Annotated in this window: 13 protein-coding genes; 11 read left to right on the top strand and 2 right to left on the bottom strand. The window is 71.4% G+C overall.

Features of this window, described 5'->3' with window-relative positions; genetic code table 11:
• Nucleotides 1-255: 255 nt before the first annotated feature.
• From ACIQAC_RS10065 to ACIQAC_RS10085, 5 genes are all read left to right on the top strand, one after another.
• Nucleotides 256-948: a hypothetical protein gene (locus ACIQAC_RS10065; protein ID WP_402188805.1), complete on the top strand. Its 693-nt coding sequence runs from the start codon at nt 256-258 to the stop codon at nt 946-948.
• A 130-nt stretch (nt 949-1,078) separates the two neighbouring features.
• Nucleotides 1,079-1,399: a helix-turn-helix domain-containing protein gene (locus ACIQAC_RS10070; RefSeq protein ID WP_402188806.1), complete on the top strand. Its 321-nt coding sequence runs from the start codon at nt 1,079-1,081 to the stop codon at nt 1,397-1,399.
• Nucleotides 1,400-1,639: 240 nt separating this feature from the next.
• Complete coding sequence (locus tag ACIQAC_RS10075; protein ID WP_010986199.1) at nt 1,640-1,843, top strand: cold-shock protein; 204 nt, start codon at nt 1,640-1,642, stop codon at nt 1,841-1,843.
• Between the two features lie 165 nt (nt 1,844-2,008).
• Nucleotides 2,009-2,302 carry an SCO5918 family protein gene (locus ACIQAC_RS10080; RefSeq protein WP_402188808.1) on the top strand — a complete coding sequence of 98 codons (294 nt, stop codon included), beginning with the start codon at nt 2,009-2,011 and terminating at the stop codon, nt 2,300-2,302.
• 83 nt (nt 2,303-2,385) lie between these two features.
• The gene (locus ACIQAC_RS10085; RefSeq protein WP_402188810.1) at nt 2,386-2,781 is read left to right on the top strand and encodes a DUF5994 family protein; all 396 of its coding nucleotides are present in this window, start codon (nt 2,386-2,388) and stop codon (nt 2,779-2,781) included.
• A gap of 27 nt (nt 2,782-2,808) precedes the next feature.
• On the opposite strand, the gene ACIQAC_RS10090 is transcribed toward ACIQAC_RS10085, so the two are convergent.
• Nucleotides 2,809-3,543 carry a TetR/AcrR family transcriptional regulator gene (locus tag ACIQAC_RS10090; RefSeq protein ID WP_402188812.1) on the bottom strand — a complete coding sequence of 245 codons (735 nt, stop codon included), beginning with the start codon at nt 3,541-3,543 and terminating at the stop codon, nt 2,809-2,811.
• 175 nt (nt 3,544-3,718) lie between these two features.
• Between ACIQAC_RS10090 and ACIQAC_RS10095 the strand changes: the two genes are divergently transcribed.
• Complete coding sequence (locus ACIQAC_RS10095) at nt 3,719-5,950, top strand: MMPL family transporter (RefSeq protein WP_402188814.1); 2,232 nt, start codon at nt 3,719-3,721, stop codon at nt 5,948-5,950.
• A gap of 73 nt (nt 5,951-6,023) precedes the next feature.
• Here the strand turns inward: ACIQAC_RS10095 and ACIQAC_RS10100 are convergent, their stop codons facing one another.
• Nucleotides 6,024-6,701, bottom strand: coding sequence for a TetR family transcriptional regulator (locus ACIQAC_RS10100; RefSeq protein ID WP_402188815.1), 678 nt, complete (start codon nt 6,699-6,701; stop codon nt 6,024-6,026).
• A 135-nt stretch (nt 6,702-6,836) separates the two neighbouring features.
• On the opposite strand from ACIQAC_RS10100, the gene ACIQAC_RS10105 reads away from it, so the two are divergent.
• The 5 genes from ACIQAC_RS10105 to ACIQAC_RS10125 all read left to right on the top strand — a co-directional run bounded on the left by ACIQAC_RS10105 (nt 6,837) and on the right by ACIQAC_RS10125 (nt 11,990).
• Nucleotides 6,837-7,616, top strand: coding sequence for an SDR family NAD(P)-dependent oxidoreductase (locus tag ACIQAC_RS10105; RefSeq protein WP_402188817.1), 780 nt, complete (start codon nt 6,837-6,839; stop codon nt 7,614-7,616).
• 120 nt (nt 7,617-7,736) lie between these two features.
• Nucleotides 7,737-8,159 (top strand): YciI family protein, encoded by a 423-nt coding sequence (locus ACIQAC_RS10110; protein WP_402188818.1) that lies wholly within the window; start codon nt 7,737-7,739, stop codon nt 8,157-8,159.
• Nucleotides 8,152-9,297, top strand: coding sequence for an RNA polymerase sigma factor (locus tag ACIQAC_RS10115; protein WP_402188820.1), 1,146 nt, complete (start codon nt 8,152-8,154; stop codon nt 9,295-9,297). Before ACIQAC_RS10110 ends, ACIQAC_RS10115 begins: the two co-directional genes overlap by 8 nt.
• A gap of 168 nt (nt 9,298-9,465) precedes the next feature.
• Nucleotides 9,466-11,436 carry a YncE family protein gene (locus ACIQAC_RS10120; protein ID WP_402188822.1) on the top strand — a complete coding sequence of 657 codons (1,971 nt, stop codon included), beginning with the start codon at nt 9,466-9,468 and terminating at the stop codon, nt 11,434-11,436.
• A gap of 140 nt (nt 11,437-11,576) precedes the next feature.
• The gene (locus ACIQAC_RS10125) at nt 11,577-11,990 is read left to right on the top strand and encodes a cupin domain-containing protein (RefSeq protein WP_402188824.1); all 414 of its coding nucleotides are present in this window, start codon (nt 11,577-11,579) and stop codon (nt 11,988-11,990) included.
• Nucleotides 11,991-11,999 lie beyond the last annotated feature (9 nt).

Genomic DNA, 11,999 nt, shown 5'->3' on the forward strand with positions numbered 1-11,999 from the left:
CCGCATCGTGCTCGCGATCGATCCCGGCACCACCGCGTCCTAGGCCCCGGCGGCAAGCGGACCGGACCGCAGGACCTAGGACCCGGGACCCCGTCGCCGGGAGCCCGGCGCTCGCCGAAGTGCCGTCCGTGGAGCGGGCGGGCGTACGCTCGAAGCACCGAGGGCTCTTCGTGCGCCGGCTGACGCGTCGGTGCCGTTCTCGGCGAACGACGACGCGGGGCCGGACCCGTCCGGACCCGGGGCAGGGCTCGCCCCATGACCGCGAACGTGCCGGACCGCCCGGCGAGCGCCGACCCGCCTCGGCCACCGCACCGGTACGGCGCGCGCTCCGCAGACGCCGACCCGAGGCGGCACCGCCAGGGTCCCTCGCCCGAACGCGGCGAGTTCCTGCGCGCCCTCAACCGCCGCCAGATCGAGGACCGCACCCGCGAACTCGGCGAGCTGTACACCCGCACGTCCCCCGGGGAGCCGTGGGCCACGGAGACCGAGCGGGCCGTCGCGTTCCTCAGACGGCTCGCCGGGGACATGCGCAGGCCCGGCTTCGAGCTGGTCGTCGCCGAGACCGCGGGCCCCGGCGGCACCGCCGTGATCACGGGCTGCGCCTACGGGTTCCTCGTGACCGGCGAGGGGCCGTGGTGGCAGGGGCTCGACGAGTACCTCCCGGACGGCCTGCGCCGCCTCGCCGCCGCCGGCCGGCTCTTCGCGGTCGGCGACATCCTTGTCGAGCGCCGGGTGCGCACCCAGGACCAGGGCCGCGACTGGAACCTCGCCCGGCGGCTCCAGGGGCGGCTGCTCGCCGACCACGTCGACACGCTCGGTGTCACGCTCGTCGACCGCGGCGACACCGACGCCGTCGCCGCCCTGCTCGCCTGGGGCTGGCAGCGCGTCCCGGGCGAGGTCACCGGCCCGTCCGCCACCGACCACGGCCGCCTGCTGGTCCTGCGCTGACGGCCTCCGTCCGGAGGGGGACAAATCTCCCCCCGTCACCGGAGGATTTCCGCGAGGACGACTAGAGTTCTGCTCAGGGAACCAGCTCACCCTGTTGCGGGCCGCGTCGGCGGGCCGCGGGAAGGTACACATGCCCTCGGAAGACCGGTCGCAGGCAGCCGACCGGCTCGACGACGACCACCACCCCGCGTACACCATGGGGCGGGCGGCCGAAGTGATCGGCACCACCCCGGGGTTCCTGCGGGCCCTCGGCGAGGCCGGACTCATCGAGCCCATACGGTCCGAGGGCGGCCACCGCCGCTACACCCGCCACCAGCTGCGACTCGCCGCGCGGGCCCGCGGCATGGTCGACCAGGGCACCCCCATCGAGGCCGCCTGCCGGATCATCGGTCTGGAGGACCAGCTCGCGGACGCGCTGCGGGTCAACGAGGAGCTGCGCGGCGACGAGTGAAAACCTGATGGCGCCGGAATAGAAATTCGACCGATTACGAAATCGCATTACGCGAGACGTCTGACGGATTTCGGGACGCCACCCTACGTTTTCCTGATGCCGATTTGTTCCGTGCTAGGCTGAATCTCAGTTGCAGTCGTGGTTGCCATTCTTACCGGTTTTCCGGAGCAGGTGATCATCACAGCGATGAGGAGGCCCGCGAGGTGCGGGTTTCAGCACTGCTCTAACAGGAGAAAACACATGGCCACCGGCACTGTGAAGTGGTTCAACGCGGAAAAGGGCTTCGGCTTCATCGAGCAGGACGGCGGCGGCGCCGACGTCTTCGCCCACTACTCGAACATCGCCACCCAGGGCTTTCGTGAGCTCCAGGAGGGTCAGAAGGTGACGTTCGACGTCACGCAGGGCCAGAAGGGCCCGCAGGCGGAGAACATCGTTCCCGCCTAAGCCTGACCCCCCGGATTCGCGCACAAGCTCATACGCGATACGGCTTACAGGGGCCCGCACCTTGGGTGCGGGCCCCTGTTTCGTTTCCATCCGCGCGACCGCTCCCCCTCCACTCCCCGCTGTTCCATCCCCGCCCCGGATCCCCCCCGACCCTGGTGAGGCACCATGCGCTGTGTGATCGCTCGTTACCCCTTCGACCTGTCCAAGGGCGAAGTGGAAATGTCGATGGAGAAGGTCGAGCCCGAGGCCGCGACCGGCGCCTGTGTGGTGATCGGGGGCAAGACGTACCCCGTCAAGCAGGTCGGCATCGTGATCACCCGTCTCGACCCGCGTGACTTCACCGCGGCGGAGATGGTCCGCGCACTGGTCCGGCTCGGCTTCACCTGCCGCACCGCTCCCACCCCGCCCGCGCAGGTCTCCGACCTGTCGTACGGCACGGTGGACCGCTCGATCGGCTGACCCGACCGACACGGCCGACGCGGGCCGGCGACGCGGCCCCTGTCCCCCGGCCGCACTCCTCGCGCCGAGGCCAAGGAGCACACATGGCACTCGCCCCGCAGCCCCCGCTCCCCTCCCCGGACGCCGCACGTCTGCGGCTCGCGACCCCGGCACGGCTCGGCCGGCAGCCCCGGCGGATCGACGGCGCCTGGTGGCCCCGCTCGCACGACCTGGCGGCCGAACTCCCGCGTCTGCTGGTCGGGTTGCCGCAGGACTGGGGCCTGATCAGCAGCATCGTCGTGAACGGCGGTCAGTGGGCCGAGTCGCCCGCCGGCCTTGTCGTCGCCGGCCAGGTCGTCCGGCTGCGGCGCACCCACGCCCCCCAGGTCCCGGACACGGTCTGCCTGCTGGCCCCCGGCCAGGGGCGATGGGACCTGCTCGTGGTGCCCCCGGAGGCCTCGGAGGCGGAGGCCGACCGGCTGATGGCGGAGGCCGTCTGAGAGCGGCGCGCGGTCCGGGCGGCCCGTTCAGGCGGCCGGGATCCGGGCGTTGAGCTCCGTCAGCATGTTCCGCATCGCCATCCGGAAGATCTCCGCCTGGTGCTCGCCGACGAACGACAGGTGCCCGAACACCTCCAGGACGACCAGACCGTGCATATGGCCCCACGCGCTGAACAGCAGCGCGGCCGCGGGCGGCGGCAGGGCTCCCGGACCGTCCTGTCGCAGCAGTTCGAGGTGGGCGCGGAGCTCGGGTGACAGGGGCGGGGTGTCGGCGGCGGCGAGCTGCTCCCGGGTGAAGTGGCCGAACATCTCGTGCTGGAACACCATGCTCATCCGGACCATCGCGCGGGTGGTGAGTCCGTCGACCGGCGCCGCGTAGTTCCGCAGCGGTGTGCCGTAGAGAAGCTGGAACAGCTCGGGGTGGGCGATGGCCCAGCTGCGGTAGCCCTCCGTCGCGACCACCATGCGCGGCAGGTCGCCGGCCCCCAAGTGCGCGGTGTCGACCGCCTCCTGCACGGCGTCCGCCAGCGCGTCGTACGCCTTGGCGATGATCGCCGTGATCAGGGCGTCCCGGTTCGGGAAGTAGTGGTAGAGCGCCTGCACGGTCATACCGAGGTCGCGGGCGACGGCCCGCAGGGACAGGGCGTGCGGCCCCTGCTCGGTGATGTGGCGCTCGGCGGTGTCGAGGATCTCCCGGGTGGCGACGGCCCGGCGCCGCTCACGCAGGGAGAGCGGGGGCGCGCCGTCCACATCCGTAGTCATGCCGCGACCGTACGACGGCAAGTCCTCCGGCACACCCCGAAGTTGCGAGGTGTGAGGAAAATCTAACACTGCCAAATCTTCCGCCGCGTGGCTACGTTCGTCAGCGGCGACGACGAGTGCGGCGCTTTGTCGGTGTATTTCACCAACTCATGCAGGTACGTAAAGGAGATCGGTCGTGTTTGACCGCATAGCCGAACTGGCGATCCGCCGGGCCCGGCTGGTACTCGTCGTCGCGGTGGTGGCCGTGGCGCTGATGAGCGCCGTCGGCGCCGGCGCTTTCAGCAAGCTGAAGGGGGGCGGCTACGACGACCCGGCCTCCCAGTCCTCCCGGGCCGCTGTGGCCATCGAGGAGAAGTTCGGCGGGGAGACCAATCTGGTCCTGCTGGTCACGGCCGCCGAGGGGCGCGTCGACGGCCCGGCCGCCGAGCGTGACGGACGGGCGCTGGTCGCCGAGCTCAGGAAGGAGACACGGCTGGAGAACGTCGTCTCGTTCTGGGACGCCGGCACTCCCTCCCTGCGCTCCGGGGACGGCCGCGAGGCCCTGGTCCTCGCCCATGTGAAGGGCGACGACACCCAGCAGGAGAAGAACGCCAAGAGCCTCATCGACGCGTACTCCGGCACGTACGGGGGCGGGCTCGACGTCCGGGCGGGAGGGGCCGCCGCCGTCGGCAACGACATGTCGACGCAGGTGCCCAAGGACCTCCTCCTCGCCGAGGCCATCGCCGTCCCGCTGACCCTCGTCCTGCTCCTGTTCGTCTTCGGCAGTGTCGTCGCGGCGCTGCTGCCGCTGGCCATCGCGGTCATCGCCATCATGGGCACGTTCGCCGAGCTGTACCTCCTCGGCAGCGCCACCGACATCTCGGTGTCCTCGACCAACCTGACCACGGCCCTCGGTCTCGGACTGGGCATCGACTACGCCCTGTTGATGATCAGCCGGTTCCGGGAGCAGCTCGCGACGGGCGCGAGCGTCGACGACGCCGTACGGCACACCGTGCGCACCGCCGGCCGGACGGTCGCGTTCTCCGCGGCGACCGTGGCCGTGGCGCTCGCGGCGCTCCTGGTGTTCCCGCAGTACTTCCTGCGCTCGTTCGGTTACGCCGGGGTCGGCGTCGTCGCCATCGCGGCCGTCGGCACGCTGTTCGTGATGCCGGCGCTGTTCGTGGTGCTCGGCCACCGCGTCAACAAGGGCCGGCTGCCGTGGGCGAGGAACGCGCGCCCCGACGCCCGCGGACCCCTGTGGGGGCGGCTGGCCCGGACCGTCATGCGGCGCCCCGCGCTCACCGCGCTGCCCGTGCTCGCCGTACTGCTGCTGGCCGCGAGCCCGCTGCTCGGCATCACCCTCGGCAGCCCGGACGAGCGGGTCCTGCCCGAGGACGCGCAGAGCCGCCAGGTCTCCAGCGTGCTGCGGGACAAGTTCGCGGGCAACGACGACGACGCCGTCCATGTCGTCATCGACGAGGCCGTGGACACCTCCGCGCTGGACTCGTACGCGGCCGAACTCTCCGGGCTGGCCGGCGTCGTGCGCGTCGAGGCCGGCACCGGCACCTACACCGACGGCCGCTCCACGGCGCCCGGCAACGAGGCCCTCAGCCGCCCCGACGCCCAGCGGATCACCGTGGTCAGCGACCTCGTGCCGCGCTCCGGCGACGCGGAGAACCTGGTCGAGCGGGTCAGGGCGGTGACCGCGCCCGGGGACTCGGAGGCGCTGGTCGGCGGCGCCGACGCGGCGCTCGTCGACTCCAAGGGCTCCGTCGGCGACCGGATCCCGCTCGCCCTGGCCCTCGTCGCCCTGACCACGTTCGTCCTGCTCTTCCTCTTCACCGGCAGTGTCGTCCAGCCGCTGCGCGCGCTGGTGCTCAACATGATCAGCCTGGGCGCCACCCTCGGCGTGATGACCTGGATCTTCCAGGACGGCAACCTCGCCTCCCTCCTCGGTGTGACGCCGATGCCGATGGAGACGTCCATGACCGTGCTGATGTTCTGCATCGCCTTCGGCCTCTCCATGGACTACGAGGTCTTCGTCACCAGCCGGATCAAGGAGCTGCACGACCAGGGCCACAACACCGAGTCCGCGGTGGTCAACGGCCTCGGTCACACGGGCCGGATCGTCACCGCGGCCGCCTGTCTGCTCGCGGTGAGCTTCTTCGCCTTCGGCGCGGCGAAGATCAGCTTTATGCAGATGTTCGGCCTCGGCAGCGGTCTTGCGATCCTCATCGACGCGGTCGCCGTCCGCGGGGTGCTCGTCCCCGCCGCGATGCGGCTGCTCGGCCGCTCGGCCTGGTACGCGCCCGGATTCCTCCGCAGGTTCCACGCCCGGTACGGGCTCAGCGAGGGCGGCCCCGCACCCGAGCCGGCGCCCGTCCCGGCACAGCGGTCCACTGAGTCGCCGTATGTGAAGAACCCCTGATCCCGCCTGCGGCGGCGACGTACCGGGCCCGGAAGCAGACCGGGTCCGGTACGGCCGGCTGTGCCCCGGCCCGTCAGCCGCCCGCCGGACGTGTCGCCCGGGCGCGCAGATGCTCGATGCCGGTGTCGATCGCGGCCCTGAGGTGGGTGGAGTCGCCGGTGGACATCATGATGGCGACGCCGCCCTGGAGTCCGGCCAGCATGGCCGCCGCCGTGCGGTCGGTGTCGAGTTCGGGTACGACGAGGCCGTTCGCCTGGAGTGCGCGGATGCCCTGGGCCAGTTGCTCCTGCCACTGGCGCATGAGCCCCGTGACGATCGCCCGCGCGCCCGGCCGGGACCGCCCGACCTGGAGGAACAGCGAACCCATCGGGCAGTGGTCGCCCTGGCGTTCGTAGCGCTCCACCACGACGTCCCGCCACTGCTGCCAGGACTCCCACGAGTCCAGCCGGCCCAGGTGCGGCTGCTGGTCCGCCAGGACACGGTCCGCCTCGAACTGGGCCACCGCCAGCAGCAGTTCGTCCTTGCCGCCCGGGAAGTAGTGGAAGAGCTGGCTCTTGCTGGTGCGGGTGCGGGCGCGGATGTCGTCGAGCGTGGTGGCGCCGATGCCCTGCTCGCGCAGCACCCCGGCGGCGCCCTCGACGATCCGGGCGCGGGTGGCCCGGCCTTTGGGGGTGGGGGCGGTGGGGACAGTGGGGGAGCCGGGAGCGGTGGGGGAGGCGGCGGTGGTGGGGGAGGCGGGGGTGGTGGGCATGAGGACTCCTTTCGCCGTGCCACGCGGTCTCGTAGTGGACTCGTGGGTCCATTTTACCCGCACGGTTTGGACTTGCCGGTCCATTTTCTGCGACGCACCCTGGGCCGCACACCGCGAGACAAGGGAGAACGCGTCATGACGGAACGAGTGCACAGGCTGCGGGACAGGACGGCTCTGGTCACCGGGGCGACGAGCAACATCGGGCAGGCGATCGCCGAGGCGTTCGCGGCCGAGGGCGCCCACGTCGTGGTGTCCGGGCGCAACGAGGAACGCGGCGCGCGGGTCGTGGCGGGCATCCGCGCGGCCGGCGGCCGGGCCGACTTCGTGGCGGCGGACCTCGACGGCACCGCGGACGCGTCCCGGGACCTGGCCGAACGGGCCCGGGAGGTGCTGGGCGGACGTATCGACATCCTGGTGAACAACGCCGGCATCTACCCGGCGCCCAGCACCGTCGACACCGACGAGCAGATGTTCGACCAGGTGTACGGGGTGAACGTGAAGGCGCCGTACTTCCTCACCGCGGCCGTTGTGCCGGGTATGACGCGGTCCGGGGGCGGGGTGGTCATCAACCTCGGTTCCTGGATCGTCCGCCTCGGCGTGCCGCTCGGGTCGCTCTACAGCTCGACCAAGGGCGCCATGGAGACGCTCACGCGCGCCTGGGCGGCGGAGTTCGGGCCGCTGGGGGTGCGGGTGAACGCCATCTCGCCGGGCGTGATCCTGCCCGAGACGCCCGACGGCGCCGAGCCGCACGCGGGCCGGATCATGATGAAGGGCACCCCGGCGGGCGAGGTCGGTACGCCGGACGCGATCGCGCACGCGGCGGTGTGGCTGGCGAGCGGGGAGGCGGAGTTCGTGCACGGGACGGTGGTGGACGTGGACGGGGGGAGGACGGCGGTGGCGGTGATCGCGGGGTAGGGCGGGTCCGCCGGGGATCGCGCGGGAGAAATTCTTCCCGGCGATGTCGAGAACCCGTGCCCGGCTCCGTCCCCGGAGTGGAGGCGGCCACAATGGTCGTACGAAACGAGGAGAACCGCGATGGCCAAGTACCTTCTGCTCAAGCACTACCGGGGCGCCCCGGCGGCGGTCAACGACGTCCCCATGGACCAGTGGACGCCGGAGGAGATCACGGCGCACGTCCAGTACATGCAGGACTTCGCCGACCGGCTGGAGAAGAGCGGCGAGTTCGTCGACAGCCAGGCCATCGCGCCGGGCGGGACGTTCGTGCGGTACGACGGTGAGGGGCGCCCGCCGGTCACGGACGGTCCGTTCGCCGAGACGAAGGACGTCATCGCCGGCTGGATGGTGATCGACGTCGACAGTTACGAGCGCGCCCTGGAGCTGGCCGGAGAGTTGTCCGCGGCTCCGGGGGCGGGCGGGAAGCCGATCCACGAGTGGCTGGAGCTGCGGCCGTTCTTCGAGTCGGCGCCCACCATCCCGGACTGCCCCTTCCATGGATGAAGCGCTGCTCAGGAGCCTGACGCCGGGTGTCCTCGGGATCCTCGTCCGCCGCGGAGCCGACTTCGCGGCGGCCGAGGACGCCGTGCAGGACGCGCTGGTGGAGGCGGTCCGGGTGTGGCCGGACGATCCGCCGCGCGACCCGAAGGGCTGGCTGGTCACGGCGGCCTGGCGGAAGTTCCTCGACGCGACCAGGGCGGAGATGGCCCGGCGGCGGCGCGAGGACCGGGTGGACGAGGAACCGGCGCCGGGTCCGGCGGCCACCGTGGACGACACGCTCCAGCTGTACTTCCTGTGCGCGCATCCCTCGCTGAGCCCGTCCGCCGCGGTGGCGCTGACGCTGCGCGCGGTCGGCGGGCTGACCACACGCCAGATCGCGCAGGCGCACCTGGTCCCCGAGGCGACGATGGCGCAGCGCATCAGCCGGGCCAAGCGCACGGTGTCCAACGTACGTTTCGACCAGCCCGGTGACGTGGCGACCGTCCTGCGCGTCCTCTACCTGGTCTTCAACGAGGGCTACTCCGGTGACGTCGACCTCGCCGCCGAGGCGATCCGCCTCACCCGGCAGCTCGCGGCGGTCATCGACCACCCCGAGGTGGCCGGGCTGCTGGCCCTGATGCTGCTCCACCAGGCCAGGCGCGCGAGCCGTACCGCGCCGGACGGGAGCCTGATCCCGCTCGCCGAGCAGGACCGGGGCCGGTGGGACACGGTGGCGATCGCGGAGGGTGTGGAGATCCTCCAGGCGGCGCTGGCCCGGGACCGGCTGGGGGAGTTCCAGGCGCAGGCGGCCGTCGCGGCGCTGCACGCGGACGCGCGCACGGCCGAGGAGACGGACTGGGTACAGATCGTGGAGTGGTACGACGAACTGGTCCGGCTGACCGACAGTCCCGTCGTCCGCCTCAACCGTGCGGTGGCGGTGGGCGAGGCGGACGGCCCGCACGCCGGCCTGGCCGAACTCGCCACCCTGAACGACTCGTTGCCCCGCCACACCGCGGCGGCGGCCTACCTCCACGAACGCGCCGGCGCCCCGGTCACGGCGGCCCGCCTCTACACCGAGGCCGCGCAGAAGGCCCCCAACCTGCCCGAACGCAACTACCTGACGGCCCAGGCGGCCCGCCTCAACACAGCAACCCGAAACTGACCCCGCCGCACTGCCGACCGGGGAATTCCATTCCCTGATTGTCGCTGGCATGCCATACGCTGCGGTCTTGGTGGCGTCCGCACATCGTTCGCGGTGTGAAGGGGGGACGCGCGGCCTATTCACTTCCGCCCGGTTGGCCGGGCGACTTCTGTGGGGGTTCACATCACTGTGCGCAGGCGCAGCATCGCGACCGCGACGGCACTCGCGGTCGTTCTCAGTTCCGCGGCTCTGGTCACGGGCGTCGCGGGTCCGGCGGTCGCCGACTCGGCGAAGGTCCTTCCGGTGAAGTCGGTCGGCGACGTCGTCGTCGACGGTCTGCACCGGCGGGTCTACGTGTCCGACCCGACCGGCGGGAAGATCGTCGTCACCGACTACAACGGCGCCGTCAAGGCGACCCTGAGCGGGCTCGCCGGTGTCTCCGGCCTCGCCGTGTCGGCCGACTCCGGCCAGGTGTACGCGGCCGTGAAGAACAGCAGCAGGATCGTCGCCGTGGAGACGGCCACGTACACCGAGACCGCGAGTTACCCGCTGGGCGCGGCGCCCGGCGACCTGGAGGTGGTGGACGGCCGGATCTGGTTCACCCACGGCACCGACTTCGGCTCGCTCGACGTCTCCGGCGCCGCCCCCGTCGTGCAGCTCGCCCAGCGCGGCGACGTCGGCTTCGGCGGCGCGTACGGCATGTTCCTGGCCGCCGACCCGGCGGTCCCCGGCACGCTGGTGGCCGGCAACGGCGGCGACCTCGCCGTGTACGACCTCACGGCCGAGGGCGCCACGCTGCGGGTCAAGGGCTCCATGGACACCGCCGTACGGCAGCTGGACCTGACCCCCGACGGCGGCCAGGTCCTCACCTCGTGGGGCGACCCGGACACCGGCTACGCCATCGGCGCCTACTCGGCCGCCGACCTCACCGAGCAGACCGGCTACCCGATCGACGCCTACCCGAACGCGGTGCGGGTCGCGCCCGACGGCAGCGTCGCGGGCGGCAGCGACTCCTGGTACGACCCGGACGTCCACATCCACCACCCGGGCGACCCGGCGCCGGTACGGGAGTACGACTTCCCCAACACCGGCAACAGCAGCGGCGCCGACACCCTCGTCGACGGCGCGCTCGCCTGGGCGCCGGACTCGAGCCGCGTCTTCGCCGTGTCGGTGAACACGTACGGCACGTACACCCTGCGCGCGCTGACCGACCCGACGAAGGAGCTGCCCACCGTCAAGGTGTCGGCCCCCGCGAAGTCGGACCGCGCGAAGAAGCTCACCGTCACCGGCAAGCTGACGTCGAAGACGCGCCTGGCCGCGGGCACCTCCCTGAAGGTGACCCGCACGGACCTGGAGTCGCCGAACGGCAAGGCCCTGCCGGCCGTCAAGACGAAGGCCGACGGCTCGTTCAGCCTCACGGACACCCCGCCGTCCGGCGGCAAGGTCACGTACAAGGTCTCCTACGAGGGTGACGCCACGCACGCCCCGGCCGCCGGGTCGGACGCGGTGGAGGTCTCCCGCAAGGCGGTCTCGCTGAGCCTGAACAACAACGGCAAGGTGTACTCGTACGGCAAGGACGTCACCTTCACCGCGCAGCTCGGCTCGACGTACAAGAACCGCACCGTCGCCATCTACGCGGACCCGTTCGGCACCGACAAGCCGAAGAAGCTGCTGAAGTCGGCGAAGGTCAACTCCAGCGGCAAGCTGTCGGCGAAGGTCGACATGACCCGCGACACCACCGTCACGGCCGTCTTCGCGGGCGACTCCCGTACGGCACCGAAGACCGTGAAGTCGACCGGATACGCCCAGGTGAAGGTCTCCACGTCCGTCTCCAAGCACTACAAGACGGGCAAGATCGGCTCCACGAAGTACTACTACTTCCGCAAGAACACCGACCCGGTCTTCACCACCACGATGACCTACTACAAGGGCCGCGAGCAGCGCTTCCAGCTCCAGGTCTACTACCAGGGCTCCTGGTACGACTCCGGCTCCGAGTACTTCGCCCTCCCCACGAACGGCAAGTCGGCGGTCAGCCTGGAGGCCCCCGGCGAGTCCGGCATCCGCGCCCGCATGCGCTCGTCCTACCTCAACGGCTCCTCCGGCGACTCGGTCAACTCGACCACCCACGGCGCCTGGAAGTACTTCACCTTCACCAACTGATCCACCCAACCGCCAGACCACACCACGGCCGGGGGCAACTGCCTCCGGCCGTACGTGTGTCCCCGCCGCCGAGCGCGAGTGTCACAAACGGAGTCGGCGTCCTGTCCTCACTGTGGACAGTCTCTGTTGGGAGGACATGTATGAGTGCTGAGCATGGGCATCTGCCGCCGGGTGTCGAGGTGATCACGACCCTGCCGGACGCGGCGGCTCTCATCCCGGCCGGCGCCGAGGCCCGGACCATCCGGATTACCCTGCCGCCCGGCGACCCCGGCGCACCCCCGCACCGTCACCCCGGGCCGATCTTCGGATACGTGACGGAGGGCGAGATCCTCTTCGAACTGGAAGGCCGGGCGCCCCGCGTACTCAAGGCCGGCGACGCGCTCTTCGAGCCAGGCGGCGACGTCATCCACTACCAGGGCGCCAACAACCTCCCGGACACCCGCTCCCAACTGGTGGTCACGATGTTCGCTCCACCCGGCACCCCCGTCCTGACGGTGGTCCCCGCGGAGGAACTGGCCGCCCGCCGCCACCTGAGGGCCGCCGCCCCGGACTGACGAGCAGTG

It is taken from the genome of Streptomyces sp. NPDC088387 (assembly GCF_044753385.1).
In the GTDB taxonomy this organism is placed as follows: Bacteria; Actinomycetota; Actinomycetes; order Streptomycetales; family Streptomycetaceae; genus Streptomyces.